This is a genomic window from Mesorhizobium sp. B2-5-7, assembly GCF_006440875.1.
Classification (GTDB): Bacteria; Pseudomonadota; Alphaproteobacteria; order Rhizobiales; family Rhizobiaceae; genus Mesorhizobium; species Mesorhizobium australicum.
In genome coordinates this window covers 1,062,167-1,088,459 of sequence record NZ_VFUO01000001.1, presented here as the reverse complement: position 1 = coordinate 1,088,459, position 26,293 = coordinate 1,062,167, and the positions used below count along the sequence as shown (strand labels likewise).

Here is a 26,293-nt window from a genome sequence, read left to right as displayed (position 1 = left end):
CCCAGAGGAGGTGGCATAACGATACTGGCGCGATCGCGGAATTATGCGCGCCGCGCGCATCGGTAAATATCTGCGTGGCGGATCTGATCCGCCTGGGCCGGCGCCTCTCAGGCCAACCCATCCCCCCGCCCACTTGGGGGCGCCGGCCGCCCCCTTTCCAGCGAGTAGCCGCGGCCGTTGTAAGCCAGGGCCGAAAACGTCACCTGTGGACTACGTTCAGAATTTGTAGCTGAGATTGATGCCGACCGTGTTCAGTTTCACGCTCTGATCGCGGTCGTTGAAGGGGGCTGGTGCCTCGTGGTTCTCTGAGCCGAAGTCGTAGTAGCGATATTGCGCGCCGACGACGAACTTGTCGGTCAGCGCGTAGTCGACGCCTGCGCCCACGGTCCAGCCGACATTTGTGCCCGTGTTGTCGAACCCTGGCCCCGAGGTCTGCGACGTCTCGATGCCGGCAAAGGCAATGCCGCCGATGCCATAGACCAGCAGGCGGTCCATTGCGAAGCCGGCCTTGGCGTTGACCGACCCGAACCACTTGATGTCGGCGCCGAATGTATCTCCCAGGCCCGATTGCGCCATGCCGTCGACCGAGGAATAGTTGAGGTCCGCCTCGGCGCCCAGCACTGCCTGATCAAACTGCCAGAGGCCGGCGACATGGCCGCCGACGAACCCACCGCCGACGTCCGGCGTGATGGAAAACGGCGCGCCTTCCGTCGTGGTGATCTCGGAGCGGCCCCAGCCATATCCTGCCTGCAGGCCCGCATAGTAGCCGGTCCAGTCGAAGCCAGGCGCGGTCATCGGCACATCGACTGTCGCGTCGGCAGCAAATGCCGGCAAGGACAGGGCAAGAAGACCGGCACTTGCGACCATCAGGCGATGCATCGAACTCCCCGAGAAGAGTCATAGACCCCAGGTCGGAGCCTAACCTGATTTTCGGCAAAACGGAATCGGATTTCTGCAAACGCGGTTAGCGTCCTCGCGGGTCTCGAGGAGTTGGCGGGTAGCGTGCTGCCGCGATTGCGGTGGCGCGCGCCTCGTGCGAAACACCGCCATCGTGAGAGGATCCTTCATGCGCATCTTGTTCCGCTTGGTCGCGGCCGTCGCGGCGGTGGTGCTGGTCGGTCAGGCCGCCGTGGCCGAACCGCTGACGCTCATCATTGCCAAGGCCGTGGCCGTTCCCGATTCTGTTTCGGGGCAGGCCATGCTCAGCCTGAAGCTCACTCCCGACAGCGGCAAAGCCTTTGCCAGGTTTACGGGGGCAAATGTCGGCAAGATTGTCGATCTCAGCATCGACGGCGCCGTGGTGATGTCGCCGCGCGTCGTGGAGCCGATACGCGGCGGCGAAATCATGGTCAGCGGCACGTTCAAGGGCGGCGAGGTCGAGCGTATCGCCGAGCGGATTTCAGCCGGCGACGCCAAGGTCGAAGTTGACGTGAAACCGGAGTAATCCGGCAATCTCCAGGCAAATCCATTCTTCCTCGCTGGCCAAAACGCCGTCGGCTTGGCACAGTCGGACAAACAGGAGTCTTTGATGATCAGGAAGCCGCCCGTCCGCGCGACAAAACCCAAACCGTGGACCGAAATGGCGACCGATCTGGTCGATGTCGCGATGGGCCGCAAACCCGCCGATCTGGTCATCCGCAACGGGCGCTGGGTGAACGTCCATTCGGGCGAGATCATCGCCGGCACCGACATCGCCATATCGGGCGGCCGCTTCGCCTATTGCGGGCCGAATGCCAGCCACACGATCGGGCAGGGCACCAAGGTGGCCGACGCCGGCGGCCGCTACCTCGTGCCCGGCCTTTGTGATGCCCACATGCATGTCGAGAGCAGCATGGTCACAGTCACCGAATTCTGCCGCGCCGTCATCCCGCACGGCACCACCTCGATGTTCATCGATCCGCATGAGATCGCCAATGTGCTGGGCCTGCCGGGCGTGCGGCTGATGCATGACGAGGCGGTGGCGATGCCCATCAACGTGCATGTGCAGATGCCGTCCTGCGTGCCGTCGGCACCGGGGCTGGAGCATGCCGGCGCCGAGCTGACGGTCGCCGATGTCGCGGAAGCAATGACCTGGGAAAACATCATCGGGCTCGGCGAAGTGATGAATTTCCCCGGCGTCGCCGCCAACGATCCCGTCATGTCGGGCGAGATCGCCGCCACGGTTCAGGCTGGCAAGACGGTTGGCGGCCACTATGCCTCGCGTGACCTTGGCTTGCCGTTCCATGGCTACGTCGCCGGCGGCCCAGAGGACGACCACGAAGGCACGCGGGCCGAGGATGCCATCGCGCGCGTGCGCCAGGGCATGAAGGCGATGCTGCGGCTGGGCTCGGCCTGGTACGACGTTGCCTCTCAGATCAAGGCGGTGACGGAGAGCGGCATTGATCCGCGCAATTTCATCCTCTGCACCGACGACAGCCACTCCGGCACTCTTGTCCAGGACGGCCACATGGACCGGGTGGTGCGCCACGCCATCCAGCAGGGGCTGAAGCCGGTGACCGCGATCCAGATGGCAACGCTCAACACCGCTCAGCATTTCAAACTGGAACGCGAGATCGGTTCGATCGCGCCGGGGCGGTTGGCCGACCTGCTGGTCGTCTCCGATCTCGCCGCAATGAGCATCGACGAGGTCTATGCGCGCGGCGTCAGGCTGGCCAAGGGCGGCAAGCTGGACATCGATATCCCGGCCTATGATTATCCGAAGACGGCGAAGAACACCGTCAAGTTGGGCAAGAAACTGAAGGCCGGCGATTTCGATATCGCGGCACCCAAGGGCGCCAACGAGGTGCGGGTGCGGGTGATCGGCGTCATCGAGAACCAGGCACCGACGCGGGCCCTGGAGGCCGATCTGCCGGTCGAGGACGGGCTGGTCGCGATGGACCGCCGCAACGACGTCTGTCAGATCGCGTTGGTCGAACGGCACAGGGGCACGGGTGGCGTCACCAATGCCTTCGTCTCCGGTTTCGGTTACATGGCCGACTGCGCCATGGCCTCCAGCGTCGCCCATGACGCCCATCACATCATCTGCGTTGGCACCAACAAGCAGGACATGGCGCTGGCCGTGAACCGACTGGGCGAAGTCGGCGGCGGGGTCGTGCTGTTCTCCAGGGGCAAGGAACTGGCGCTGGTCGAAATGCCGATCGCCGGACTGATGTCGGACGAGCGGGCCGAGATCGTCGCCGCCAAGGCCGAGAAACTGACCGAGGCGATGCGCAAGATGGGTTGTTCCCTGAACAATGCCTACATGCAGCACTCGCTGCTGGCGCTGGTGGTCATTCCCGAGCTCAGGATTTCCGACGTCGGCCTGATCGACGTGACGACGTTCCAGAAGGTCGATCTGTTCGTCTGAGACCAGCCGTCCGCTCGTGGCTGCTCACCCGCCGGTGGCGATGGTCAGCACCTTGAACGGCGTCGTGATGATGACTTCTGCGGCGGAGCCGACGACCTTTCCCAGGCCCTGACCGATATTGGCGAGCTGTGCCGGGTTCTCGTCCGCGGCGAGCCCGGCCGGCGTGCGCAGCCGGTCGCCCAGCAATTGCACCAGGAACGGGTTGTCGGCGAATTTCGCGTGGTTGAGGCCGCCGTCACCGCCTTTCGTTTTGGTCAGATCGACCACCGACACGCCATAGGAGGCGAGATCGGCGGCATCGCCATAGTCGCCGACGCGCGGTTTGTCGCCGGAGATGAACGAGGACAATTTGAGCGCCCGGTCGTCGCCCGAAAGCAGCACGGCGAACGGCTTGTTGGGTTTGCCATAACGGATCATCTGCTTCTTGAACACGTCGACATCGATGTCCGGTGAGGCAAGGATGACATAACCCAGTTTGCCGCCGAGATCGCGGTCGCCGGTGATGGCAAGTTGGCGCAGCGCCTCCATCGTCAGCCAGGTTCCCATCGAATGGGCGATGATGTCGATGCTCTTGACGCGCGTCTTGGCGAGCATCCTGAGCGTTGCCTCGAGATCGTCACGGGCGGCGGTGGAACTGTCCTTGTCGTAGATGTAGCCCGTCGTCTTGGCGCTCGATGCCCATGAGAACAGCACCGGAGTGCCCGGATATTTGGTGTCGTGGGCGATCTGCGTCAGCCGGTAGATGCCATCGTCGAAACCATTGTTGAAGCCATGCACGAAAACCAGCGCCCGGTCGCCGCGCATGGCGATGTCGGAGCCGACCGCCTTGGCGAATTGCGGCGCGCCTTCGTAGAGGGTGACGTCCGTGGCCGCAAAATCCTTGGCCGGATTGCTGTTGGCGGAACCCTTGGCGCGCTCGATGTTGCCGACCTGATGGCTCTTCGGAACCGTGACGTCGACCCGCGCGAAACTGGTGGTCAGGGAACGGTCGCCGTCGAAGACCTGTCGCGGGTCCTTCACCGCTCTCTGGCGGGTGGTGGCGACAAATATCTCATGGGTGGCCGCAATATCGGATGCCGGTACGGTGACCGTCGTCTTGTTGAGCAGATCATGCGTATTTCCGGCGCAGCCAGCGACCAGCAGCGCGAACGCGACGACACCGAAACTCTTCAAGCCCAAGGCCACGCGTCGGCTCCCGCATAGGGGGACGTCAAACGCATGACGTCGCTCGATACTCCGATAAGGCCAGAGGCGGGCGCGGTCCAGTTCAAAGTGAGCCGATCGTTCGGCGATGCCGGACAGGCACGGCGAAATCCGCTGCGCCGCATCTACTGCCCAAGCAGGCTGATGCGGTCGGTCACGTCCCGGTCGCTGGCGAAACCATCGTCCTCGCGCAGCCGCTGGCCGATCATCTTCACCAGTGCCGGATTGTCGGCGAATTTCGTGTGGTTGAAGCTGTCGCTGCCCTTGACCTTGGAGAGATCGACGACCGTCACGCCATAGGAGGCAAGGTCCGCGGCATCCTTGTAGTCGCCGACGCGTGGGCGCGAGCCGGCGATCAGGCCGGACAATCTCAGCGCGCGATCGTCATCAGACAACAGCAGGATGAACGGCTTGTCGGGCTTGCCATAGCGGCGCATCTGGCTCTTGAACACATCGACGTCGATGTCGGGAGAGGCGAGCACCACGTCGCCGAGCTTGCCGCCGAGGTCGCGGTCACCGGTGATGGCGAGCTGGCGTAGTGTCTCCATCGTCACCCAGGTTCCCATCGAATGGGCGACGATGTCGATGCGCCGCGCGCCGCTCTGCGCCAGCATGCGCAACGTCACTTCGAGCTGGTCGCGGGCGGCACTGGCACTTTCCTTGTCATAGACATAGTCGGTGGTCTTGGCTCCCGAGGCCCACGAGAACAGCACCGGCGTTCCCGGATAACCGGAATCGTGGACGATCTGGGTCAAGCGGTAGACGGCGTCGTCGAAGCCGGTGTTGTAGCCGTGGACGAAGACCATGACGCGGCCGCCGCGTGCCGCTATGTCGGCGCTGAGCGCGCTGGCGAATTTCGGCTGCGTGTCGTAGCCGACGACTTCGGAAGCCATGAAATACTTGGCCGGATCGTTCGATTTGCCGCGTGAGCGCCGCTCGATCTGCCCGGTCTGGTGGAGACCGGGAACGGTGACGTTGACGCGGGCGTAGTTCAGCGTCGCCGAGCGTTCGCCGTCGAAAACCTTGTTTGGATCGTCGGAGGCCTTACGGGTCGTGGCAATGAAGATCGAGTGGTTGCCTGCGATTTCCGTCACCGGCGCGGACATGACCGCGCTGCCGAGCAGTTCCTCGGTTTTGCGGCCGCCGCAGCCCGCCACCAGCAGCGCAAGCGCAAGAATGCAAATCGTCTTCAAATGCACGTCAAAAATCCACTCGAGCCCAAAAAGGGCCAATCCACCCTCCGCGATATCTCCCCAGCAGGCGAAGTGCGGCGGAAGTAAGTCGTGTCCAGCCAAAATGCGGTCGGCGCCTCGCGACCGCGGGCGCAGTGTTGCGCGAAAGCCAAAGCGGGTGGCAAGGCCGCAACGTCGCACAAGTCAGGCACCTGCAACTGGCCGGATGTCGAACTTCCGCGTCCACCAATGCGCGGCTCAGCGCGACGAAGAGGCATGAACAAACGTCCCCAAGTGCTTGCTAGCATTTCGGGAAGGCGCCGTTGCGGGCACGGGCTCGACCGGGCAATGGTCTTGCGGGGCCGGATGTGTAATAGGGTTCTCCTCTAACTCGCCCGCGGGCGATCCCGGGATGATCTTGCCATGACCAGCTTTTCCTCGCGCGTCGCCACCGCCGCCTCCGCGATCCGCCAGATCTTCCCGGAAACGCCGCTGCAGGAAAATGACTATCTGTCGAAGAAGACCGGCGCGCGGGTGCTGCTGAAGCGCGAGGATTTGAGCCCCGTGCGCTCCTACAAGATCCGTGGCGCCTTCAACTTCTTCCGCAAGGCGCTTGGCGAAGGCAACCAGGCCGAGCTGTTTGTCTGTGCGTCCGCCGGCAACCACGCGCAGGGCTTCGCCTTCGTCTGCCGCCATTTCGGCAAGAAGGGCGTGGTGTTCATGCCGGTGACGACGCCGCAGCAGAAGATCGACAAGACCAGGCTGTTTGGCGGCGATTTCGTCGAGATCAGGCTGGTCGGCGATTTCTTCGACGACTGCTACCGCGCCGCCTTCGAATTCACCGAAAGATCCGGTGCCCACATGGTGCCGCCCTTCGATCACAAGGATATCATCGAGGGTCAGGCGACGGTCGCCTACGAGATCGCGGACCAGATGCCGGGCGGGCGCATGCCCGACATCGTCATGCTGCCGGTGGGTGGCGGCGGGCTCGCCGCCGGGGTGACGCACTATTTCGCCGATCAGGGCCGCGAGGCGCGTTTCGTCTTCTGCGAGCCGGCCGGCGCGCCGAGCCTGCGCGAGAGCCTCGCCGCGGGAAAACGGCTGAAGCTCGCCAAGGTCGACAACTTCGTCGACGGCGCGGCGGTCGCCGAGATCGGCCGCGAACCTTTGCGCTATCTCAAGGAGTTTGCCGCCGACAGCGTGCGGCTCATCCCGGAAAACCGGCTCTGCGCGACCATGATCGAGATGCTCAACATCGAAGGCGTGGTCCTGGAGCCCGCCGGCGCGCTGGCGATCGACGCGCTGAAGGATTTTTCCAGGAAGGAGATCAGGGGCAAGACCATCGTCGCCGTGGTGTCTGGGGGCAATTTCGATTTCGAGCGGCTGCCGGACGTCAAGGAAAGGGCGCTGCGCTTCGAGGGCCTGAAGAAATACTTCATCATCCGTTTTCCGCAGCGGCCGGGCGCGCTGCGCGACTTCCTCGACATGCTGGGTCCCGACGACGACATCGCCCGCTTCGAATATCTGAAGAAGTCGGCGCGCAATTTCGGCTCGGTGCTGATCGGCATCGAAACCAAGGATCGGCGCAATTTCGATCTCCTTGAGGCAAATTTCGAGGCCGAGGGCGTCCAGTATCAGGACATCACCGAAAACGAGACATTGGCCGGGTTCATCATATGAGCGGAAAGATCTTCATCGCCCTGTTTTCCGGCATCAATGTCGGCGGCAACCGCATCGTCAAGATGGCGGAGTTGCGGGCCTTCTTCGAGGATCTCGGCTTTTCCGATGTCGCCACCTATGTGCAGAGCGGCAATGTCGTGTTCCGGGCCGACAAGGGTGATGCGGCCGCGCTGACCAAACGGATCGAGGCGGCCTTCGAGACAAAATGGGATTTCCATTCGCGCATCATGGTGCGCGATTTCAAATGGTTCGAAAGGCTGGTGCGCGAAAATCCATATCCGGAAGCGGCCGCCGACCACACAAAGCTCCACGCCTATGCGCTGGAGCGTGAGCCGACCGCCGACGAGGTGGCGCGGTTGGCGGAAAAGTGCACTCGTCCCGAGCGTTTCGAGGTCAAGGGCGACGTGCTCTACCTCAGCGCGCCGGACGGGCTCGGCAAATCGGTGTTCGCCAACCTCATTCCGCGCACGTTGAAAGTGCCGGGCACGGCACGCAATTGGCGTTCGGTGCTGGCGCTGCTGGAGATGGCGGGCAAGTCCGGCAGCGATTGATCCATGCGTCTCGCCGGAAATGCGCGGCGGCGACACGCATGAACGAACTATGCCGCCTCGGCGCGTTTCCAGTCGAAGGCCAGTTCTTCGCGGAACGCAAAGCGCTTGATGTGGTCGGCAACGACGCTTTCGAGGCGCTCGATCGAAGCGGGCTCGTCGGTCGATACCGTGATGTGCAGCGCTGCCCCGTCGGCGTCCATGACCGTACGGCCGAGTGAAAGGTCGATGATGCCGTGGTTGGGGTCGAACTCGACGGGAAACTTGTGCGCCCAATGCTTGCACAGCTGTTGCAGATAGCGGCTTGCATGGGCCGTGGCGACATTGGCATGGCTTGTCGGCATGAAGGTTCTCCGAAGCTCAATCTCATACGAGGCGCCGCTCTTCCGGGCAGGCGCCATGGCTGCATAGATAGGCACAACCTCGCCAAACACCATCGAGTGGCCGCCGGCCACTCGAAAAGGTGATCGATTACCAGCTTCCGGTATTCGCCATCGATGCCCACGGCTCGGCCTTGGCCTTCGCTGGGCCTTTTTGCAGAAGCTCGATGGAGATGCCGTCAGGCGACTTGATGAAAGCCATGTTGCCGTCGCGCGGCGGCCGGTTGATGGTGACGCCATTGTCCATCAGATGCTGGCAAGTGGCGTAGATATCGTCGACCTCATAGGCGAGGTGACCGAAATTGCGCCCGCCCTTGTAGTCTTCCGGATCCCAATTGTAGGTGAGTTCGACCAGCGGCGCCTTCTCGTTGATGCCGCTCTGCTCGTCTTCCGAAGCGGCCAGGAAGATCAGCGTGAAGCGGCCCTGCTCGTTTTCATAGCGGCGAACTTCCTTCAGGCCGAGCTTGTTGCAGTAGAAATCGAGTGAGGCATCGACATCGGCGACGCGGACCATGGTGTGCAGATAGCGCATGTGTTTTCCTCGATCTGTTGGGTTGCGGCGCAACATAGGGTCGGCCCGGTCAAAGGGCAATCGTGAGGCGGCAAGCGGTGCCGGCAAAGAACAAATCCGGTATTCCCGCAATGAACCGTGAAAAAAGGCACGTCAGGTCTTGCACACACCGGAAGCCGCGGTGTTAATCTGGTGTCAAGAATCAGTTGCGGTGTTCTTGAATAAAGGGGGCATTCTTATGGGGGAAAAGGCCTCTTTGACGGGGCGGGCCAATACCCTTGGCGACGCTTTGTCTCACGATGAAGGCGGCGATGCCGACCTGGCCGAGATTGCCGGCGCCATCAAATGGTTCGATGTGGCCAAGGGCTATGGCTTTATCCTTCCCGATGACGGTGTTTCGGGCGATATCCTCCTCCATGTGACTTGCCTTCGACGGGACGGCTTCCAGACTGCCCTGGAAGGCGCGCGCGTGGTCTGCCTTGTCAAGCAGGGTGAGCGCGGGCTGCAGGCGTTCCGTGTGCTTTCCATGGATGTCACCACCGCCGTCCATCCCGCGGAAATGCAGGAGCAGCGCACCCACGTCTCGGTGACTCCGGAGAGCGGGCTCGAACGCGCTTTGGTCAAATGGTTCAACCGCACCAAGGGGTTTGGTTTTCTGACGCGCGGCGAGGGCACCGAGGACATTTTCGTCCATATGGAGACCTTGCGGCGCTACGGCATCACCGAGCTTCGGCCAGGGCAGGTCGTGCTTGTCCGTTTCGGCCGCGGTGACAAAGGCCTTATGGCCGCCGAAATTCACCCCGATATGGGCACTTTGCCGGTTTCGCACTAGGGCGATCCGGCCGAGGATTTCATATGACACACAGGAACGGGCTGACGGCGGGCGTGATGTGCGCTGTGGCTGCCGTCATGGTCGCCGCCGCCGCATTCTTCTATTTCCAGGTACCCAGCGCGGCCGATGGCCGGGCCATGGTCCTTCCCGTCGATCCCGCGCCGCTGGTTGTGGCGACGAAAAACGGAGATCGCTCGTTTTCCATTGAAGTCGCTGACACCGACGCGGAGCGGGAGGCCGGGCTGATGTATCGCCAGGAGATGGCGGACGACCATGGCATGCTGTTCGTTTTTCCGATCCAGCAACAGGTCGGCTTCTGGATGAAGAACACGTCGATGCCGCTTGACCTGATCTTTATTGGTCAGGACGGCAAGATCCGGGCTGTCAAACAGGGCGTACCGCAGTCCGAGGCCGTCATTTCACCTGGCGTACCCGTGCGTTTCGTACTTGAACTCAAGGCCGGCACGGCCGCCAGGAACGGCATCGAATATGGCAATCTGTTGAGCCATCCGGCCATCGGCACGGTCTCCGGTCCGAGCGCGCCGCCGGCGGACGACGGCGATGCGCCAAATGGCGGCGGCTGAGTGCCGATGGTGGTGTAGCCGATGCAGTTTTTCTCTCATGACGGGTTCGATCTGGCTTTCCTCGACCATCAGCCGGCATCGGGCGAGGGCGATCCGGTGCTCATGATCCACGGCTTTGCATCGAGCCATTATGTCAACTGGGTGTCGCCCGGCTGGTTCAAGACGCTCAACGATGCCGGCTACCGCGCCATTGCCTTCGACAATCGCGGCCACGGCTCGTCATCCAAGAGCTATGAGGAGGCCGACTATACACCGGCGAAAATGGCTTCGGACGCGGCAGCCCTGCTCGGTCATCTCGGCATCGAGCGCGCCCATGTCATGGGTTATTCGATGGGCGCGCGCATCGCGGCCTTCCTGGCACTGTCCGACCCGGACAAAGTGGCGACGCTGGTTTTTGGTGGCCTCGGCATCGGCATGATCGATGGAGTAGGCGATTGGGATCCGATCGCGGCCGCCCTTCTGGCCGAGGATCCGGCCGCGACCACCCATCCGCGCGGTCGCTCTTTTCGCGCCTTCGCCGACCAGACCCGCAGCGACCGCCGGGCGCTTGCCGCCTGCATCGTGACCTCACGGGAACTGCTTGATGAGCAGGATATTGCCCGCATCGCCCAGCCGACGCTGATCGCGGTCGGTACCACCGACGACATTGGCGGATCGCCGGACGAGCTTGCGGCGCTGATGCCGAACGCCAGGGCCTTCCACATCGAGGGCAGGGACCATATGCTGGCCGTCGGGGACAAGACCTTCAAGCAGCGCGTGCTGGAGTTTTACGCCGAAAATCCGCTCTGAGGCTCCGGAGTTTGGGGACGAGCATCTCGGGTCGCGAAATGATCTAAATCAGGTCAAGGCCTGCAGCGACCGCGCTATGTTCCGCCTTGCCTGCGGCTCGAAGCGCTGCCGGAACTCCTGCGTGTGAAAAATATGCGGGCGGGCAAGGAAGCTTTTCAGCACCGCGCCGCGGCCGGCACGCCACATCGGCTCTTCCACCCAGCCATATTCGTGGCGAACCGCGCGTTCATAGGCGTCGAATGCATCCGGCGCGGCACCCAGGATCGAAAGATCCATGTCGAGGAACAAGCTGGCGTCGCGCGTCGCCGCAACGTCGTCGAACAGCGGCAACTGGTGCGTGGCGGTGGCGAGTATCATTGCGCTGACGCGGCTCAGGCGCCCGGCATCGATGCGGCCGGCGAGCTTTTGCTCGGCAAGGGCGGCACTTTGCGCTTCGTTGTCCTTGGCCCTGCTGTCATACACGGCGTCATGGAACCAGATCGCCGCTTCGACGGCCTCGGGGTCGTCCAGAAGCGTTCGATAGTCATCGGCCAGCTCCAGCATCGCTTCGATATGGGTGAGGTTGTGATAGTGGCGATCGCCGGCCTTGTAGAGGACCGAAAGCTCGGTTTTCAGGGCATCGTCGATCAAGGGTTCGTTTTCCATGGCGGCTTGAATTCCCGCGAACCAAATCCATTTGACACAGCACTAAGGAAAATTGAGTTCAATCATGCTATGAACTGGCTTATATGTGCGGCCAGATGGCAGGCAGACTAGCAGGACGCAGGACGAGACGTCGATGAACAGCATCAGCATTTCCCGCCAAAGCGCGTTGCAGCCGGTCGATCCGATCTGGCGTTCGATCCGCGACGAAGCGATGGAAGCGGTCAACCGCGACCCCTTGCTGGCCGCGTTCCTCTATTCCACGATCCTTAACCAGGAGAGTCTGGAAGAGGCTGTCATCCATAGGATCGCGGAGCGGCTTGCTCATCAGGATATCGGCTCCGATCTCATCCGCCAAACCTTCAAGTCGATGCTCGCCGACGACAAGGACTGGCCGACCACGGTGCGCGTCGACATACAGGCTTACTATGACCGCGACCCGGCTTGCGACCGGTTCATCATGCCGGTGCTCTATTTCAAGGGCTTTCATGCCATCCAGACCCACCGGCTGGCGCATTGGCTGTGGAACCACGGCCGCAAGGATTTCGCGCTTTACCTGCAGAGCCGTTCGTCCGCGGTCTTCCAGACCGACATCAATCCGGCCGCGCGCATCGGCAAGGGCATCTTCATCGATCACGCCACCGGCCTCGTCGTCGGCGAGACGGCGGTTATCGAGGACGACGTTTCGATCCTGCATGGCGTGACGCTGGGCGGCACCGGCAAGGCCGGCGGCGACCGCCATCCCAAGATCCGCCACGGCGTGCTGATTGGCGCCGGCGCCAAGATTCTCGGTAACATCGAGATCGGCCATTGCTCAAAGATTGCCGCCGGATCGGTGGTGCTGTCGCCTGTGCCGCACAACAAGACGGTAGCCGGCGTGCCGGCCCGCGTGGTTGGCGAGACCGGCTGCGACCAGCCTTCGCGCCAGATGGACCAGCTTCTGCCGTCGCAGAAGATGGACCACGTCATCAGTTTCGATATCTGATTTGCCGGCAGTTGCCCCGGATGATTGCCCGGCAGCGCTGCCGCTTCCGGTGCAATAAGGCCGGCTTGCCTTTACATCGCCATTGTCGACGTGCCAGAAGCGCCGTTCAAACGAGCAAGCCGATGATCGGAGAAGACTGTTGAAGCCGGACGAAATCAGAAAGCTGGACGCCTATTTCAAGCGCGTCTTCCAGAACCCCAAGCTTGAGGTCAAGGCACGGCCGCGCAAGGAAGACTCGGCCGAGGTCTATGTCGGTGACGAATTCCTCGGCATCGTCTTCAAGGACGAGGACGACGGCGACTACAATTTCTCGATGGCAATCCTGGACATCGACCTAGCCTGAGCCCGCAATGCCACGGCAGGCCGCATCGAGCGCGGCCGGCCTCTTCTGCCTGTCAATGTCCGGTCTTTAGGATTCGCCCCGCCTTGGCCGTGATTGCCGCGTCTAGCGTCTGCCAATCGTCAAGGAATTCCCTTGGGAAGCGATAGGTAAGGCTGAGATCGTCCCCGACATGGATGTCCCGCTCGCAAGGGGCCAGCGATTCGCCGGCGCTCGGCCCGCTGAGGCAGCGGGCCACGAAAGGGTCGGTGCCCGCGCGCTTGCCGACGACCAGCACCTCGTTCAGGTAGCCTGATTTCTCATTGAACCCGTAGACCGTCGTGCCGCCGGGCCCTGGAATGCCGGGCTGGACGATGAGCGCGCTGTAGATCGGCCCGAACCGGCCGCTCATGTCGCGCGACATCATCTGCTGCTCGAAGGACAGGAAAATGACGTTCCTGTTGGCTCCGGCGTGATTGAAATCATCGCGCGACGCCTCGCTGTAGCCGTCCATCTGGGGATAGCGCATATAAAGGTCGAGGCGCGTGGCGACGCCGTCGCGCCGGGCCTGCTCGAACCGGATGAAATTGGCCGGCACGGTGATGACGTTGTTGCCGATCACCACTTCGCGCACGGTCGCGTCGTCGGTGTAGCCGGCCATGGCAATGGAACGGCCGAACCATTTGCCGCCAAGGCTGATGGCTATCGACAGCAAGGCCAGAGCCGCGAACGCGTAGAATACCCGCTTCATCAGCATGGAATCGACCACGGTCAGTTTCGGGCCGTCGGCGATCGCTGCCTGCTTCATCTCCGTCCTCGTTCCACCGCCAAACGGCCATCCGGGTGTCCGCGGTCCAAGTGTCCCTTGACGGCACACTTCGCACGGCACGGCCCTTGCAGACTTCCTGAAACGACTGTGCGATTTCGTGGTAAATGGAGGGTTAATGTGGCCCAGATGGAACTCTTGCTGTTCGCTTTTGTCGTCGGCTTGACGGTTTGCGGTCTGGCGGGCTCGACAATGGAGCTGGTATCGGGTCGCAAGGTCGCCTTCACCGAACCCTATGTGTCGCCCGCCCATGTGCTGCGCTCGCTGGCTGTGACCGCGGGCGCCGGGCCGTTCATGCTGGTCAACGATGCCCTTGACGCCAGGCGCGCGAACCGCATCTCGACAGTGGCGCTCCTGTCATGCGGCTGCACCGCTATTGCCTGGTCGCTGGCGCTGGGCATCGTCGTGCTTGCCATTGCTTCCTGGGCCGTCGGTCTCCTAGGGTTTCCAGCCTGAGGCGAATCGGAGACCGACAATGCCGCTTTATGCGATCGATGGAACGGAGCCGAGCTTCGCCGACGCGGACTCGAACTGGATCGCGCCCGATGCGACGCTGATCGGCGACATCAGGATCGGCCGCAATGCCGGCTTCTGGTTCGGCGCCGTCATCAGGGGTGACAACGAGCCCATCGTCATCGGCGCCGATACCAATGTGCAGGAACATACCGTCATGCACACCGATCCCGGCTTTCCGCTGACCGTCGGAGAGGGTTGTACGATCGGCCATCGCGCCATGCTGCATGGCTGCACGATTGGTGACAACAGCCTGATCGGCATGGGCGCCATCGTGCTCAACGGCGCCAGGATCGGCAAGAATTCACTCGTCGGCGCCGGTGCTCTGGTCACCGAAGGCAAGGAATTTCCGGACAATTCGCTGATCGTCGGATCGCCAGCCAAGGCGATCCGGGTGCTGGACGACGCGGCGGTCGAGCGGCTGCGGGCCTCGGCCGCGCACTATGTCGCCAACGCCAGGCGCTTCAAGGCGGGGCTGAAGAAGGTCTGAGGTCTCGGCAGGGCATGCCGTCGGCCATCGGCGCCTATCAATCCCGGTTGCCGGTTGCGCGCTCCGCAAGGGCTGTCCGCAGCAGCGACGCGCCCACCTCGAACCCTGCGATGTCTGCTTCTTCCAGCGCTGTCGTGTGGTCGTCGATGCGAGTCCTCAAAGAGGGATCCGCGCCGGCGGCAAGAAGCAGGCGGATCGCCTCGGCGTCTCGCATGGCCACGGCGTAATGGAGCGGCGTCCAGTCGTTGACACCTCGCATGTCTGCACTGGCGCCGTGATCGATGAGGATGCGGATGATGTCGAGCTTGTCCGCGCGTTCGGTGGACAGCGCCGCGATGATCGATGGAAATCCGGCATGATCGTCGTAGTTCGGGCTCGATCCGGCGTCTAGCAGCGCCGCGACGAAGGCAAGCGGGCTCCAGTAGATCGCGTATTCGAGCGGATGGCCAAGGCCGAGCTCAAACGGCATGCGCTCGTCAAACCAGCGGGGCGAACGGCCCAGGGCGGTGCCGAGGGCCTCGAAGTCGCCAGCCTTGAAGGCATCGTCTATCGCCTTGAACAGACGATGGCGTTCGCATCGATCTTCCGGAATTTCCTGCATGGCTGCGGTCCAGAAGGCGGAGTTGCCGACTGATAATATCTCGATCTTCCGCCTGTGGAAATTTATATCACAATGTACTGATGTCTTCCCAGAAATGGCGGAGCCGGCCCGGGGACGGGGCCGGCTCCTTTGACCCGGTCGTTGGGGACGGGGAGGGTGGGGACTCGACCGGGTTTCCCGTTAAGCGCGTCATGCAACGCGCCTGATCTCATTGGCGTCCTCAGCGGACGCTGGCGACCGCATCTGAACGGCCGTCGTTGATCGTCACCCAAACGCCGGAATTCTCCGTCGATTGACGCTTGAGATAGGTGTAGTCGGTATCCGTCCAGGACAGCACCTTGGTTTCAAGATTGTCGAGGATGAACTCGCCGAGGCTGGTGCGCACGGTCAGCACCGCGTGGCCGTCGCCATTCGGCTGGCGCGCAACCGTCATCAAGAGGTCGCCGGCCGGCACGCCCGCATCCATCAACTCGCGGCGCTTTTCCAGCGCGTAGTCCTCGCAATCGCCATAGCCATTGTCCGGGTAGGCCCAGTATTCCTCGGCACCGTAGTTTTCCATGTCGGTGCGCGGCTTGATGCGGGTGTTGACCGAATTGTTGATGCTGACGATCGTCGCCCAGAGCTTGCGGCTCAGGTCGACCGGCGCCCCCTTGGCGGTCTTCTCGTTGCATTCGCCGGGGATGCGTTGGCAGAATTCATAGTGGCCAACAGGCTGCGTCGTGCGTCCGCCGGTATGCATATAGGCCGGTCCCGCGGCATATGCTGATCCCCAGGCGGAAAGCTGCATCGCCATTGCCATCAGCAACAGCTTGCCCCTCGTTTTTTTCATTGTTCAGTCTCCCCGTTCGAAGGAGACAGTGCCACATCTGGATTTATTCGACGCAAAGGCTCGGAGTAGATTTTAAGTAAAACGCCTATAGAATAAACATAAAATTTGAATCATTTTAGTATTGAATTGGTCGGATTGCTGCGCTGGTTTTTCGGCAAATTCGGCCTCGCGCGGACCATTTCCGACTATGGCGACCTGCCATCCAGGACCTATCGATCGCCGCACCCGAAATCGAAAAAGCCGGCCCCGAGGCCGGCTTGACGGGCATGCTTTGCGACCCGATTAGGCGCGCGGCGTGTTGAATTCGGAATCGAGCGTTTCGGGGCGCTGGATGACGGCGAATTCGATGGCGACGCCATCTTCGAAATGCCGGACGATCTGACCCCGCATCGTGCCGAGCATGACCTGGACGCCGATCGCCGGTTTCACGTCGATCTCGATCGCGGCGCCCGACAGCGACAGATCGATGATCCGGCATTGATACTGACGGCCGTCGGTGAGCTGCAGCACGCTCGTCGGGTTGCGGGGCGAGACGCGCTCGTGGCGGCGGTCTTCCGGCAGGTCGAGTTCGTGCTTGTTGGCAAGCCATGTCAACTGCGCGGCGAGTTTGTCCTTCTTGCGGTCGGACGCGATCACCGTCATTGCGAAGCCATCCGGCAGCGTGCGTGTCAGCACACCCTCGATGCGGCCGATATGGTCGATATAGGCGATGACTTTCTCGCCGGGCATGCCGATGCGGTCGGTGCGAAGCGCCACGTTGCCGGGCGACATGTCCACCACCTGGCATGGGTGCTCGGTGCGGTCCTCCAGCATGAAACGTCCGTAGATTTTGACCCGGACGCGCTGAAAGTTACGCCTTTCAGCTTGGGACGGCGCGTAGTCGACCGCCGCTGACCTCATGACTGCCTACACCCCGTTTGGCATTCCCGCGCGTGGATGCGAGGAACTTCAGCAGAGAACTACAACAAATCGGGTTAACAAAGGGGAAAAACGAGCCTGCAAGACCATGCGATCGTCAACTATTCGTCCCTCCCGCCATCGAAAACGACGAGATGGCGGATGCGGCGGGCACGGCCGAGCGCGGAGATCGTTTCGGGCGCCTCGATCTCGTCGGGAACGAGCGAGGGAACGTTGATCGCCGGACGGCTGTTCAGCAGTTCCTTCTCCGGGTCGATGACGCGGATGGAATCGATCAAGGCGTCGGTGATCGGATCCGCGCCCAGCCAGAACGGCTTCTCCACGGCGCTGATCACGCCGAGGCAGCGTGGATTTTCGATGCCGCCGTCGAGCGGCAAGGCGAGCAATTCGAACTTGTTGGAGCGGCCGTTGCGGCTGAAGCCCTCGAAAATGATCAGCACGACCGATTTCTGCTCGAAAACCCCGTGAATGAGCCGCGAAACCAGCCTCTGGTCCTTCTCCCGCCACAGCGACGGGAAGGAGAATCCCTTGAGTTCGCGGCCGTAGGAGGCGCAGAGCCTGGTGCCGGCCAGGCGAAATACAGGCTGCCCACGCGTGTCCTTTTCGAGGATGAACGTATCGGCCAACAGCGACTTGATATCGGCCGGCTCGACTTCCGATCGCTTCGGAGCGGGGCGTCCGTCACGCAGGCGGTTCCAATAGTGGAACAGCGTGATCGATCCGTTTTGGTTCATACTACAAAGCTCCGCGCATTCTGTCGTCTGATGTCCCATCGGTGAACAGAAGGGCGCCCTCCGATGACCTACATGCGTTGGGGAGCAGGAAGCGTGCCAGCGTCGTTAACACTTGTTCACGGGTCGGGGCCGTTAAGGTTAACAACTGGTTTACGTTGCGCCCGGGGCCGCCGCGTGGCACACCAAAACCACTCCAGAAGCGGTCGTTTCGCGACGATCGGCAGCACTTCAGTCAAGAGTTTTAGGGGAGCAGGGGCTCGACCGGCCGTTCAGGGGAAACCTTGGACGGCTTCTTTTTTGATTCGCCCCTTTGATTCGGAGCGGGACGATTCGCCGTTTGCGGTTCCATCGGCGGTGATCTAGATGCTCGCCAGACCGAACCAGCCCAGTCGAACCAGCCCCGTCGAACCAGCATCGAGTGCGATTGCAGATGAGCGAACAGCAAAATCCGTCCGAGCCCGAACCGGCCGAGACCATGCCGCCACCGGTGCGTGAGCCGGTGTTCAATCTGCCGCCGATCGTGCTGGCGGTGATCGGCATCTGCGCGGTCGTCTACCTGCTGCAGCAATATGCGCTGAACGACGCCCAGCAGATGACGCTGCTCTATGACGGAGCTTTCATTCCGGTCCTCTATACCGGCCGGTACGGGTTCGACTGGTTTCTCTTCACGCGGCCTTTCACCTATGCCTTCATGCATGGCGGCTTTGCCCATATCGCCATCAACATGGTCTGGCTTGCCGCCTTCGGTTCGCCGCTGGCCAATCGGCTCGGCGCGCTTCGGTTCGCGTTGTTCTTTGCCGCCACCGGGTTGGCTTCGGTGGCGCTCTTCTGGGCGATGCATCCGTATGGAGAAGCGCCGCTGGTCGGCGCATCGGGCGCCATATCGGGCATGATGGGGGCTGCGGCGCGCTTTGGCTTCCGCACCGACCGCTCGGCCGGCAAGGCTGCTTTCGCCGGCCCGGTGCTGCCGGTCGGGGTCGTGCTGCGCTCGCGCGGCGTCGTCATCTTCCTGGCCATGTGGATGATCATCAATCTGGCCACCGGCCTTCTCGGCTTCGCGCCCGGCGTGGATGGCCAGGTCGCCTGGGAGGCCCATATCGGCGGCTTTGTCGCGGGCTTCTTCGGCCTGCGCTGGTTCGACGGGATATGGCAAGCGCCCGAATGGGAGACCTCCGACCGGGCTTGAAATGCAACCGATCACGGCGCACGATGTTCACTCTTATGTGAAAGCCGGTCAGGCAGGAACCGGTTGGCAAAGTAGAGGAGGACGCCATGACGGTTAAGGCCATTCTCGAGCAAAAAGGCCATGACGTGTTGACGCTCGGGCCGAACGAAAAACTGAGCGAAGCCATCCGCATCCTTGCCGAGCACAGGATCGGCGCGCTGGTCATCACCAATGGCGATCGCAAGATCGTCGGCATCCTTTCGGAGCGCGACATCGTGCGCGTGGTAGCCAGGGAAGGCGGTGCCGCCCTCGATATAGCAGTGCGCTCGGCGATGACGCCGAAGGTGAAGATCTGCAACGAAAACCACACCGTCAACGAGGTGATGGAGATCATGACCAGGGGCCGCTTCCGCCATCTCCCGGTGGAAAAGGACGGCCTGCTCGATGGCATCGTATCCATCGGCGACGTGGTCAAGCGCCGCATCGAGGACGTCGAGCGCGAGGCCGAGGAAATCCGGGCCTACATCGCTACCGCCTGAGCGGCCGGCAACTACCGGCCGGGTGCCGGCCGGCGGCACCAAGGCTACCTGTTGTCGAGTTCGGAGCGAACGAGTTCGAGCCCGCGCTTCGTGATGCGGTAGGGCCCGCCGCCGGACGACGAAACCGCCTTCTTGCGTTTCAATTTTCGAAACAGGTCGGGATCGACGCCGGGGTAATGCCAGCCGTCGCGGGTCAGGCATTTGACCGAGGCGATCCGTTTCTTGTCGTTCTTTTCGATTTCAATGCGTCCACCCTGCGCGAGCAGGTGCAGGATGCGCTGTTCAATGCGCGAAATATCCATGTGAAGAGTTCCCGGAAAACGAGAAATACCGCCGCCGCGAAGCTTCGCGGCACGGGGTTTCAGGTTTTCTGCCCTGCCTCGCTACGAGGTCAGGGCCTCACCGGGACTGAGCGTAAGTGGACATCCACTCTCCTAAGTGGACATCCACTCTCCATTGAGACGAACGGATACAGGCGAAAGCGGTCGAAGAGGCCAGCCCACGGCTTTGCGCCCACGGCTTTGCGCTTGTCTCTTTTGGCGGTTTGCACTAGCGAAGTTGCATTAATGCACTTCAGTCCGTAGGCCACAATGAGCATCATCGACACTCGCACCCCTGACGCAAAACGCCTGATATCCGGCGCCACCGGCGACTGGGAGATCATCATCGGTCTCGAGGTGCACGCACAGGTCATCTCGGAAGCAAAGCTGTTCTCCGGCGCTTCGACCGCTTTCGGTGCCGCGCCCAATGCCAATGTCAGCCTTGTCGATGCGGCAATGCCAGGCATGCTGCCCGTCATCAACGAGGAATGCGTCAAGCAGGCGATCCGCACCGGCCTGGGGTTGAAGGCGCAGATCAACCACAAGTCGGTCTTCGACCGGAAGAATTATTTCTATCCGGACCTGCCGCAGGGCTACCAGATCTCGCAGTTCAAGCAGCCGATCGTCGGCGAGGGCACGGTCATCGTCTCGGTCGGCCCCGACCGCCAGGGCGAGTTCGAGGACATCGAGGTTGGCATCGAGCGCCTGCACCTGGAGCAGGATGCCGGCAAGTCGATCCACGACCAGCACCCGACCATGTCTTATGTCGACCTCAACCGCTCCGGCGTGGCGCTGATGGAGATCGTGTCGAAACCCGACATGCGCTCCGGCGATGAGGCCAAGGCCTATGTGACCAAGCTGCGGACCATCATGCGCTATCTCGGCACCTGCGACGGCAACATGGACGAAGGCTCGTTGCGCGCCGACGTCAATGTCTCGGTACGCCGGCCAGGTGGCGAATTCGGCACGCGCTGCGAAATCAAGAACATGAACTCGATCCGCTTCATCGGCCAGGCCATCGACTACGAGGCGCGCCGGCAGATCGCCATCATCGAGGACGGCGGCAGGATCGACCAGGAAACGCGGCTGTTCGACGCCGTCAAGGGCGAGACGCGCTCGATGCGCTCCAAGGAAGAGGCGCACGACTATCGCTACTTCCCCGATCCCGACCTTCTGCCGCTGGAATTCGACCAGGCCTATGTCGATAGGCTGGCCAAGGAATTGCCGGAACTGCCCGATGACAAGAAGCTGCGGCTGATCTCCTCGCTCGGCCTCTCGACCTACGACGCCGCGATCCTGGTGTCGGAAAAGCCGATCGCCGATTATTTCGAGAAGGTGGCGGCCGGTCGCGACGGCAAGCTCGCCGCCAACTGGGTCATCAACGATCTGCTGGGTGCTCTCAACAAGGCCGGCAAGGACATTGAATCCGCTCCGGTTTCGCCAGACCAGCTTGGCGCTGTCATCGATCTGATCAAGGAAGGCACCATCTCCGGCAAGATCGCCAAGGACCTGTTCGAGATCGTCTGGAACGAGGGTGGGGATCCGCGCCAGCTGGTCGAAAGCCGTGGCATGAAGCAGGTCACCGATACCGGGGCCATCGAGAAGGCGGTCGACGAGGTGATCGCGGCCAATCCCGACAAGGTCGAGCAGGCTCGCGCCAAGCCCACCATGGCCGGCTGGTTCGTCGGCCAGGTGATGAAGGCGACTGGCGGCAAGGCCAATCCGCAGGCCGTCAACGACCTCGTCAAGGGCAAGCTCGGTATCGAGTAAAAGCATGTTCGTTCGCACCGCCGGGGATCGCGACCTCGCAGCCGTCCGGGCGTTGCTCGTCGAGACCTGGCATGCGACGTATGACGCCATCTATGGCGCTGAGCGGGTCACCGAAATCACCAATGAATGGCACTCCATCGCCTCGTTGAAGGCCAGGCTGGCAAAGCCGAACAGCGAGTTCCTCGTTGCCGATGACGGCAAGCGCATTGGCGGCATGGCGTTTGCCGAAGCCGTCGATGGCGGCGGCGTGGTCATGCTCAGGCAGATCTACGTGCTTCCCTCGCTGCAGGGCCGCGGTATCGGCGGCATGCTCCTCGACGAGATCATCGAGAGTTTTCCGGAAGCTCACCGCATTCGGCTCGAAGTGGAAGAGAAGAACACCCGCGCCGTTGCCTTTTATCAGGCCAACGGCTTCGTCCAGATCGGCCGCACCGAGAATTGCGGCTCCGCCAGCTCTGCCATCCCGGCGCTGATCTATGAACGGGTACTTGCCGCCTGAGCACCGTGGCGGCGTGATCACCTTCGCGCGAGCGCGCGTCGCGGGATCTGTTTTCGTTTGACGGCCCTGGTGTCCGGCACCAAAGCTGCCTAGGCCGACCCGTGTGAAGCCGGAATAAACCGACACAAGGATGGCTTTGGGGGGAACCATGCCAAGTCTGCCGGAACTGATGCCGACCGAGGTGTCGGATGAAACCTTTGGTGGCGTCACCTATCACATAGCGGGCGAACTGGTGCCCGTGCTTTCCGTCGATGTGACGCGGATGCCTGTCTATTTCGAGCACCACATCCTGCTGTGGAAGAATTCCACAATCACCATCGGCCTGAAATCGCTGAAGGGCGCGCTGAAGCGCATGATGGCCGGCATGCAGATCTTCGTCACCGAGGCGTCGGGGGCGGGCATCATCGCCTTCAGCCGTGATGGGCCGGGTCACATCGTGCCGATTCACCTGCGGCGAGGCGAGGAGATCCAGGTCCGCGAGCACCAGTTTCTAGCCGCCACCAGCAATGTCGACTACACGTTCGAGCGTGTACGCGGCCTGGCGACGATGCTGTTCGGCCAGAGCGGCTTCTTCATCGACCGGTTTCGCGGCGATACCGGTGACGGCATCGTCTGGCTGCACGGCTATGGCAACGTTTTTGAAAAGACGCTCGCTCCGGGCGAGATCATAGACATCGAGCCCGGCGGCTGGCTGTTCAAGGATGCCTCGGTCAGGATGGAGACCAAGATCGACCGGCTGTCGAGCGGCTTCTTCGGTGCCAACTTGAATTTCATCGTCAACCGCTTCACCGGGCCGGGCAGGGTCGGCATCCAGTCGATGTACCTGCATATGCCGACCGAGGAATAGGCTGGGAGCCAGAAGCCAGACGGATGAAAGCCTGGCCAGCGCGAACGCGGCGGTGACTTATCAGCGGATAGGCTCCCCGTGCCATGGCATCGGCAGGGCGAGCCTTCGACCTTGATTGAGAATGCCAACGCCGATCAGGCGGCGGGAACTTCCACATTGTCGATCAGCCTGGTTTTTCCCAGCCAGGCGGCGGCGAGAACGCGGCCCGCGCGGTCGCGCCGCCATGGCGTGAGTGTCAGGCTTTCGCGGGCCTCGACATAATCCACCTTCTGGAAGCCGGTCGCGACCAAGACGCGGCTTGCTTCGGCGATCGTTTCCTCCTGTCCTGCGCCCGCCGCCAGCGCGGCAGCTGCCTTGCGCAGAATGACGTTGAATTGGCGAGCGATCTGGAGGTCGGCTTCATCGAGATAGGCGTTGCGTGACGACATGGCGAGGCCATGCGCGTCGCGTATGGTCGGCGCGCCGATGATCTCGACGGGCAGGTCGAGGTCGCGGCAAAGCTGCCTGACGACGCAAAGCTGCTGGTAATCCTTTTCGCCAAAGATGGCGAAGTCGGGTGCGGCCTGCAGGAGAAGCTTGGCCACCACTGTGGCGACGCCGTCGAAAAAGGTGGGGCGAAAGTCCGTTTCGAGCCCGGCTGACGGGCCGCCTACCGAGATCTTCGTGGCAAAGCCTGCGCGATACATCTCGCTGACACCGGGCGTGAAGGCAAGGTCGGCTTTGGCCGCGGCCAGCATGTCGAGGTCGCGGGCCAACTGGCGCGGGTACTTGTCGAGATCCTCGGTCGGTGCGAACTGCGTCGGGTTGACGAAGATCGACACCACGCAACGATCAGCCCTTTCGAGGGCGATCTTGACCAGCGAAAGATGCCCGTCATGCAAGGCGCCCATGGTCGGCACCATGGCGATGCGTTGTCCGTCGCGTCGCCAGTCGCGGATTCGCGCGCGAAGCGCGGCAACGCTATCGACGACGTGGGGCCGGCTCACGCGTCATCCCCGCCGTTGGTTTTTGAAAAGACGTGGGCGGGCCCGGGGAAAACGCGATCCCGCACCTCCGATGCGTAGCGCTCCGCGGCATGCGTGATCACGCTGCGCAGGTCGGCGTATTGCTTGACGAATTTCGGCACGCGGTCGACCGTCAGCCCGACCATGTCGTCGACGACCAGGATCTGGCCGTCGCAATCGCCGCTGGCGCCGATGCCGATGGTTGGAATGGCTATGCGGCGGGTAATGTCGGCGGCGACCGTCTCGATCGTGCCTTCGATGACCACCGAGAACGCGCCGGCCTTCTCGACCGCCAGCGCGTCGGCGATCAGGGCGGCTACAGTCTCGTCCGTGCGGCCCTTGATCTTGTAGCCGCCATCCTTTTCCACCGATTGCGGCTGCAGGCCGATATGGCCCATGACCGGGATATCGGCGGCCACGATCGCGGCAATCTGACGAGCCATGTCGACGCCGCCTTCGAGCTTCACCGCCTGGCAGCCGGTCTCGCCGACGATGCGCCGTGCCGAGGCCAGGGCTTGCACGGCAGACCCCTCATAGCTGCCGGCCGGCATGTCGACGACCACGCAGGCCCTGGCCGCGCCCCTCATCACGGCTTGGCCGTGCGCGATCATCATCTCCAGAGAGGCGCCCAGCGTCGTCTCGTGGCCATGCAGAACCATGGCGACGCTGTCGCCGACCAGGAGCAGGTCGACATGGGGATCGAGCAGGCGAGCGATCGGGTAGGTGTAGGCGGTGAGGCAGACGATCGGCGTGCCGCCCTTGCGGCGGCGAATCAGGTCGGCGCCGATGCGAATGTCGGTGGTCGGCAATTGCGTGGCCAATCGTCGCCTCCTTCGGCCCCAGCGGGACAGGATTTTAGCATCGGCGCGCAGAGCTTTAGAAAGAGCGGCAAGGCTTGGCAAGCGCGCATCCGGTCACCCCGGGGGGATCACAGGCTGGTGTCGGTCCCTGGCGCGCCATTTGCGCGCTCCCCGTGGCAAAACCCTTGCCTTCCCGAAGGCCTGACGCCATAAGCAGGAAACGGGCGCCGCCAGCGCGAGGGTTCTGAGATGAAGACTTTCCTGACGCAGTTTTTCACCTGGTGGAACAGCCAGACGCTGGGAACGCGCCTGCACACATGGCGCTACGGCAAGAGGGTCGGCCAGGACGAGGCCGGCAATGTCTATTACGAAGGCGGTATCGATTCGGAAGGCCGCACGCGTCGCTGGGTCATCTACCGCAACTATTCGGAAGCTTCGGCCATTCCGCCGGGCTGGCACGGCTGGATTCACCATCGTGTCGATATCGCTCCCCCCAGCGATGACTACCGGCCGCGCGACTGGCAAAAGCCGCATTTACCCAATCTGACCGGCACGCCATCGGCCTATCGTCCGAAGGGCTCGGTGCTGACCAATCAACACCGCCCGCAGGTCACCGGCGACTACGACGCCTGGACGCCGGGCTCGTAACGGCGCGAGTTGCAAAGGTAAGGTGCAGGCCGGTCCTTTATCGCCACAATTGGTGTTTAGCTGCTTGCTGATCAGAAAACGGCGACTAGCCTTGGCGATCGACGGAATCACCTGGGCGCGAACCACCGGTACCCCTGCATGAGCTTTTTCAACCCGATATTGACGGGCGGCCTGACGTTAGCAGCCAGCCTCGCCGTCAGCACCATCGCCTTTGCGGCTTCACCCGCACCCGCTCCCGCCGCCCCGGCGCCGGCGGCGCCCGCGGGATCGGATCGCATCACCAACCCGGTCGCCGAGTTCGCCGGCATCGACAAGATCACCGGCCGCATCATCACCTTCGATGTTTATATCGACGAGACGGTGCAGTTCGGCGCCCTGCAGGTCACGCCGCGCGTCTGCTATTCCCGGCCGCAGAACGAACAGCCGAAAACCGATTCTTTCGTCGAGGTCGACGAGATCACGCTCGACCGTAAGATCCGCCGTATCTTCACCGGTTGGATGTTTGCGGAAAGTCCGGGGCTCAACGCCGTCGAACATGCCGTCTATGACGTCTGGCTGAAGGAATGCAAGCAGAAGTCGGATGTGCCGGCGCCCGATGCTGGCAAGAGTGGCGCGACCAAGGCCGATGGGGCGAAAGCCGCTGCGTCGAAGCCAGCCGCGACCAAGCCAACGCCCTCGGTCGCTCCGGACGCGGCACAGCCCGACGACGCCGTGGAACCGGCTACGACGGACACCAACTGATCTCTTGGAACCGCCATGGCTGGCGCGCGTTGGACCATCACCACGCGTTGAGGATATG

At 62.6% G+C, this 26,293-nt stretch carries 32 protein-coding genes; 18 read left to right on the top strand and 14 right to left on the bottom strand.

The features are described 5' to 3' along the window. Positions 1-216 precede the first annotated feature (216 nt). Complete coding sequence (locus FJ543_RS05395) at positions 217-879, bottom strand: outer membrane protein (RefSeq protein WP_015318072.1); 663 nt, start codon at positions 877-879, stop codon at positions 217-219. Positions 880-1,066: 187 nt separating this feature from the next. Here FJ543_RS05395 and FJ543_RS05390 point away from each other — a divergent pair, with 187 nt between their 5' ends. Further along, complete coding sequence (locus FJ543_RS05390) at positions 1,067-1,444, top strand: hypothetical protein (RefSeq protein ID WP_041163464.1); 378 nt, start codon at positions 1,067-1,069, stop codon at positions 1,442-1,444. Positions 1,445-1,528: 84 nt separating this feature from the next. Further along, positions 1,529-3,346, top strand: a complete 1,818-nt coding sequence (ade, locus tag FJ543_RS05385; RefSeq protein WP_015318071.1) for an adenine deaminase — start codon at positions 1,529-1,531, stop codon at positions 3,344-3,346. 24 nt (positions 3,347-3,370) lie between these two features. On the opposite strand, the gene FJ543_RS05380 is transcribed toward ade, so the two are convergent. After that, entirely contained in the window at positions 3,371-4,531 is a 1,161-nt protein-coding gene (locus FJ543_RS05380; protein WP_140874057.1) for an alpha/beta hydrolase, read from the bottom strand. Between the two features lie 143 nt (positions 4,532-4,674). After that, complete coding sequence (locus FJ543_RS05375; RefSeq protein WP_083883249.1) at positions 4,675-5,748, bottom strand: alpha/beta hydrolase; 1,074 nt, start codon at positions 5,746-5,748, stop codon at positions 4,675-4,677. A 396-nt stretch (positions 5,749-6,144) separates the two neighbouring features. Here FJ543_RS05375 and ilvA point away from each other — a divergent pair, with 396 nt between their 5' ends. Together ilvA and FJ543_RS05365 are read left to right on the top strand one after the other, a co-directional pair. Further along, complete coding sequence (gene ilvA / locus FJ543_RS05370; RefSeq protein WP_140665554.1) at positions 6,145-7,401, top strand: threonine ammonia-lyase IlvA; 1,257 nt, start codon at positions 6,145-6,147, stop codon at positions 7,399-7,401. Beyond that, entirely contained in the window at positions 7,398-7,952 is a 555-nt protein-coding gene (locus tag FJ543_RS05365) for a DUF1697 domain-containing protein (protein ID WP_140874055.1), read from the top strand. The genes ilvA and FJ543_RS05365 overlap by 4 nt, the downstream gene beginning before the upstream one ends. A gap of 47 nt (positions 7,953-7,999) precedes the next feature. Here the strand turns inward: FJ543_RS05365 and FJ543_RS05360 are convergent, their stop codons facing one another. Together FJ543_RS05360 and gloA are read right to left on the bottom strand one after the other, a co-directional pair. After that, on the bottom strand, positions 8,000-8,293 hold the full coding sequence (locus FJ543_RS05360) for a DUF2218 domain-containing protein (RefSeq protein ID WP_041163846.1): 294 nt from the start codon (positions 8,291-8,293) through the stop codon (positions 8,000-8,002). A gap of 127 nt (positions 8,294-8,420) precedes the next feature. Next, positions 8,421-8,861: a lactoylglutathione lyase gene (gene gloA / locus FJ543_RS05355; RefSeq protein ID WP_015318065.1), complete on the bottom strand. Its 441-nt coding sequence runs from the start codon at positions 8,859-8,861 to the stop codon at positions 8,421-8,423. 217 nt (positions 8,862-9,078) lie between these two features. Here gloA and FJ543_RS05350 point away from each other — a divergent pair, with 217 nt between their 5' ends. Genes FJ543_RS05350 through FJ543_RS05340 form a run of 3 tightly spaced genes read left to right on the top strand, consistent with a single transcriptional unit; the run spans position 9,079 to position 11,045 of the window. After that, positions 9,079-9,672 (top strand): cold-shock protein, encoded by a 594-nt coding sequence (locus tag FJ543_RS05350; RefSeq protein WP_015318064.1) that lies wholly within the window; start codon positions 9,079-9,081, stop codon positions 9,670-9,672. 23 nt (positions 9,673-9,695) lie between these two features. Further along, the gene (locus FJ543_RS05345; protein ID WP_140874053.1) at positions 9,696-10,256 is read left to right on the top strand and encodes a DUF192 domain-containing protein; all 561 of its coding nucleotides are present in this window, start codon (positions 9,696-9,698) and stop codon (positions 10,254-10,256) included. Positions 10,257-10,277: 21 nt separating this feature from the next. Then, positions 10,278-11,045 carry an alpha/beta hydrolase gene (locus tag FJ543_RS05340; RefSeq protein WP_140874051.1) on the top strand — a complete coding sequence of 256 codons (768 nt, stop codon included), beginning with the start codon at positions 10,278-10,280 and terminating at the stop codon, positions 11,043-11,045. Between the two features lie 48 nt (positions 11,046-11,093). On the opposite strand, the gene FJ543_RS05335 is transcribed toward FJ543_RS05340, so the two are convergent. Further along, positions 11,094-11,690, bottom strand: a complete 597-nt coding sequence (locus tag FJ543_RS05335) for a hypothetical protein (RefSeq protein ID WP_140720586.1) — start codon at positions 11,688-11,690, stop codon at positions 11,094-11,096. Between the two features lie 133 nt (positions 11,691-11,823). Between FJ543_RS05335 and cysE the strand changes: the two genes are divergently transcribed. Then, positions 11,824-12,672, top strand: coding sequence for a serine O-acetyltransferase (gene cysE, locus FJ543_RS05330; RefSeq protein ID WP_015318060.1), 849 nt, complete (start codon positions 11,824-11,826; stop codon positions 12,670-12,672). A 139-nt stretch (positions 12,673-12,811) separates the two neighbouring features. Further along, the gene (locus FJ543_RS05325) at positions 12,812-13,015 is read left to right on the top strand and encodes a DUF3126 family protein (RefSeq protein WP_006200852.1); all 204 of its coding nucleotides are present in this window, start codon (positions 12,812-12,814) and stop codon (positions 13,013-13,015) included. A 52-nt stretch (positions 13,016-13,067) separates the two neighbouring features. Here FJ543_RS05325 and FJ543_RS05320 read toward each other — a convergent pair whose 3' ends face one another. Further along, a complete protein-coding gene (locus FJ543_RS05320; protein WP_140874049.1) occupies positions 13,068-13,799 on the bottom strand; it encodes a hypothetical protein in 732 nt (243 codons plus the stop codon). A gap of 138 nt (positions 13,800-13,937) precedes the next feature. On the opposite strand from FJ543_RS05320, the gene FJ543_RS05315 reads away from it, so the two are divergent. Both FJ543_RS05315 and FJ543_RS05310 read left to right on the top strand, forming a co-directional pair. Further along, entirely contained in the window at positions 13,938-14,273 is a 336-nt protein-coding gene (locus FJ543_RS05315) for a hypothetical protein (protein ID WP_140616938.1), read from the top strand. A 19-nt stretch (positions 14,274-14,292) separates the two neighbouring features. Continuing rightward, complete coding sequence (locus FJ543_RS05310; RefSeq protein ID WP_140616937.1) at positions 14,293-14,820, top strand: gamma carbonic anhydrase family protein; 528 nt, start codon at positions 14,293-14,295, stop codon at positions 14,818-14,820. A gap of 37 nt (positions 14,821-14,857) precedes the next feature. Here the strand turns inward: FJ543_RS05310 and FJ543_RS05305 are convergent, their stop codons facing one another. From FJ543_RS05305 to FJ543_RS05290, 4 genes are all read right to left on the bottom strand, one after another. Continuing rightward, positions 14,858-15,421 (bottom strand): ankyrin repeat domain-containing protein, encoded by a 564-nt coding sequence (locus FJ543_RS05305; RefSeq protein WP_140874048.1) that lies wholly within the window; start codon positions 15,419-15,421, stop codon positions 14,858-14,860. A gap of 220 nt (positions 15,422-15,641) precedes the next feature. Beyond that, complete coding sequence (locus FJ543_RS05300) at positions 15,642-16,250, bottom strand: transglutaminase-like cysteine peptidase (protein ID WP_140720580.1); 609 nt, start codon at positions 16,248-16,250, stop codon at positions 15,642-15,644. Between the two features lie 282 nt (positions 16,251-16,532). Further along, positions 16,533-17,150, bottom strand: a complete 618-nt coding sequence (locus tag FJ543_RS05295; RefSeq protein WP_015318053.1) for a PilZ domain-containing protein — start codon at positions 17,148-17,150, stop codon at positions 16,533-16,535. A gap of 119 nt (positions 17,151-17,269) precedes the next feature. Beyond that, entirely contained in the window at positions 17,270-17,902 is a 633-nt protein-coding gene (locus FJ543_RS05290; protein WP_015318052.1) for a PAS domain-containing protein, read from the bottom strand. 430 nt (positions 17,903-18,332) lie between these two features. On the opposite strand from FJ543_RS05290, the gene FJ543_RS05285 reads away from it, so the two are divergent. Both FJ543_RS05285 and FJ543_RS05280 read left to right on the top strand, forming a co-directional pair. Then, positions 18,333-19,088 carry a rhomboid family intramembrane serine protease gene (locus FJ543_RS05285; protein WP_140665519.1) on the top strand — a complete coding sequence of 252 codons (756 nt, stop codon included), beginning with the start codon at positions 18,333-18,335 and terminating at the stop codon, positions 19,086-19,088. Positions 19,089-19,174: 86 nt separating this feature from the next. Next, entirely contained in the window at positions 19,175-19,606 is a 432-nt protein-coding gene (locus FJ543_RS05280; protein WP_015318050.1) for a CBS domain-containing protein, read from the top strand. A gap of 44 nt (positions 19,607-19,650) precedes the next feature. Here the strand turns inward: FJ543_RS05280 and FJ543_RS05275 are convergent, their stop codons facing one another. Then, positions 19,651-19,908, bottom strand: coding sequence for a YjhX family toxin (locus FJ543_RS05275; RefSeq protein WP_015318049.1), 258 nt, complete (start codon positions 19,906-19,908; stop codon positions 19,651-19,653). 288 nt (positions 19,909-20,196) lie between these two features. On the opposite strand from FJ543_RS05275, the gene gatB reads away from it, so the two are divergent. The 3 genes from gatB to FJ543_RS05260 all read left to right on the top strand — a co-directional run bounded on the left by gatB (position 20,197) and on the right by FJ543_RS05260 (position 23,042). Then, positions 20,197-21,696, top strand: a complete 1,500-nt coding sequence (gene gatB, locus FJ543_RS05270; protein WP_140792528.1) for an Asp-tRNA(Asn)/Glu-tRNA(Gln) amidotransferase subunit GatB — start codon at positions 20,197-20,199, stop codon at positions 21,694-21,696. A gap of 4 nt (positions 21,697-21,700) precedes the next feature. Next, positions 21,701-22,195, top strand: a complete 495-nt coding sequence (locus FJ543_RS05265; protein WP_140792530.1) for a GNAT family N-acetyltransferase — start codon at positions 21,701-21,703, stop codon at positions 22,193-22,195. A gap of 148 nt (positions 22,196-22,343) precedes the next feature. Next, positions 22,344-23,042, top strand: coding sequence for an AIM24 family protein (locus tag FJ543_RS05260; protein WP_015318046.1), 699 nt, complete (start codon positions 22,344-22,346; stop codon positions 23,040-23,042). A 134-nt stretch (positions 23,043-23,176) separates the two neighbouring features. Here FJ543_RS05260 and panC read toward each other — a convergent pair whose 3' ends face one another. Further along, positions 23,177-24,028, bottom strand: a complete 852-nt coding sequence (panC, locus tag FJ543_RS05255) for a pantoate--beta-alanine ligase (protein ID WP_140792531.1) — start codon at positions 24,026-24,028, stop codon at positions 23,177-23,179. Continuing rightward, positions 24,025-24,867 carry a 3-methyl-2-oxobutanoate hydroxymethyltransferase gene (panB, locus tag FJ543_RS05250; RefSeq protein ID WP_140874046.1) on the bottom strand — a complete coding sequence of 281 codons (843 nt, stop codon included), beginning with the start codon at positions 24,865-24,867 and terminating at the stop codon, positions 24,025-24,027. Before panB ends, panC begins: the two co-directional genes overlap by 4 nt. 228 nt (positions 24,868-25,095) lie before the next feature. On the opposite strand from panB, the gene FJ543_RS05245 reads away from it, so the two are divergent. Next, complete coding sequence (locus tag FJ543_RS05245; RefSeq protein ID WP_015318043.1) at positions 25,096-25,494, top strand: NADH:ubiquinone oxidoreductase subunit NDUFA12; 399 nt, start codon at positions 25,096-25,098, stop codon at positions 25,492-25,494. A gap of 138 nt (positions 25,495-25,632) precedes the next feature. Beyond that, positions 25,633-26,235, top strand: coding sequence for a DUF2155 domain-containing protein (locus FJ543_RS05240; protein WP_140874044.1), 603 nt, complete (start codon positions 25,633-25,635; stop codon positions 26,233-26,235). The last annotated feature ends 58 nt before the right edge of the window (positions 26,236-26,293 follow it).

Coding starts and splice junctions, on each gene's coding strand:
- FJ543_RS05290 (WP_015318052.1), bottom strand. CDS start 17,902: ATGAACCAAAACGGATCGATCACGCTGTTCCACTATTGGAACCGCCTG.
- FJ543_RS05305 (WP_140874048.1), bottom strand. CDS start 15,421: ATGCAGGAAATTCCGGAAGATCGATGCGAACGCCATCGTCTGTTCAAG.
- gatB (WP_140792528.1), top strand. CDS start 20,197: ATGAGCATCATCGACACTCGCACCCCTGACGCAAAACGCCTGATATCC.
- gloA (WP_015318065.1), bottom strand. CDS start 8,861: ATGCGCTATCTGCACACCATGGTCCGCGTCGCCGATGTCGATGCCTCA.
- FJ543_RS05300 (WP_140720580.1), bottom strand. CDS start 16,250: ATGAAAAAAACGAGGGGCAAGCTGTTGCTGATGGCAATGGCGATGCAG.
- ilvA (WP_140665554.1), top strand. CDS start 6,145: ATGACCAGCTTTTCCTCGCGCGTCGCCACCGCCGCCTCCGCGATCCGC.
- cysE (WP_015318060.1), top strand. CDS start 11,824: ATGAACAGCATCAGCATTTCCCGCCAAAGCGCGTTGCAGCCGGTCGAT.
- FJ543_RS05335 (WP_140720586.1), bottom strand. CDS start 11,690: ATGGAAAACGAACCCTTGATCGACGATGCCCTGAAAACCGAGCTTTCG.
- FJ543_RS05295 (WP_015318053.1), bottom strand. CDS start 17,150: ATGAGGTCAGCGGCGGTCGACTACGCGCCGTCCCAAGCTGAAAGGCGT.
- FJ543_RS05260 (WP_015318046.1), top strand. CDS start 22,344: ATGCCAAGTCTGCCGGAACTGATGCCGACCGAGGTGTCGGATGAAACC.
- FJ543_RS05345 (WP_140874053.1), top strand. CDS start 9,696: ATGACACACAGGAACGGGCTGACGGCGGGCGTGATGTGCGCTGTGGCT.
- FJ543_RS05390 (WP_041163464.1), top strand. CDS start 1,067: ATGCGCATCTTGTTCCGCTTGGTCGCGGCCGTCGCGGCGGTGGTGCTG.
- FJ543_RS05265 (WP_140792530.1), top strand. CDS start 21,701: ATGTTCGTTCGCACCGCCGGGGATCGCGACCTCGCAGCCGTCCGGGCG.
- FJ543_RS05365 (WP_140874055.1), top strand. CDS start 7,398: ATGAGCGGAAAGATCTTCATCGCCCTGTTTTCCGGCATCAATGTCGGC.
- FJ543_RS05280 (WP_015318050.1), top strand. CDS start 19,175: ATGACGGTTAAGGCCATTCTCGAGCAAAAAGGCCATGACGTGTTGACG.
- FJ543_RS05320 (WP_140874049.1), bottom strand. CDS start 13,799: ATGAAGCAGGCAGCGATCGCCGACGGCCCGAAACTGACCGTGGTCGAT.
- FJ543_RS05395 (WP_015318072.1), bottom strand. CDS start 879: ATGCATCGCCTGATGGTCGCAAGTGCCGGTCTTCTTGCCCTGTCCTTG.
- FJ543_RS05240 (WP_140874044.1), top strand. CDS start 25,633: ATGAGCTTTTTCAACCCGATATTGACGGGCGGCCTGACGTTAGCAGCC.
- FJ543_RS05310 (WP_140616937.1), top strand. CDS start 14,293: ATGCCGCTTTATGCGATCGATGGAACGGAGCCGAGCTTCGCCGACGCG.
- FJ543_RS05360 (WP_041163846.1), bottom strand. CDS start 8,293: ATGCCGACAAGCCATGCCAATGTCGCCACGGCCCATGCAAGCCGCTAT.
- ade (WP_015318071.1), top strand. CDS start 1,529: ATGATCAGGAAGCCGCCCGTCCGCGCGACAAAACCCAAACCGTGGACC.
- FJ543_RS05340 (WP_140874051.1), top strand. CDS start 10,278: ATGCAGTTTTTCTCTCATGACGGGTTCGATCTGGCTTTCCTCGACCAT.
- FJ543_RS05245 (WP_015318043.1), top strand. CDS start 25,096: ATGAAGACTTTCCTGACGCAGTTTTTCACCTGGTGGAACAGCCAGACG.
- FJ543_RS05275 (WP_015318049.1), bottom strand. CDS start 19,908: ATGGATATTTCGCGCATTGAACAGCGCATCCTGCACCTGCTCGCGCAG.
- FJ543_RS05350 (WP_015318064.1), top strand. CDS start 9,079: ATGGGGGAAAAGGCCTCTTTGACGGGGCGGGCCAATACCCTTGGCGAC.
- FJ543_RS05285 (WP_140665519.1), top strand. CDS start 18,333: ATGAGCGAACAGCAAAATCCGTCCGAGCCCGAACCGGCCGAGACCATG.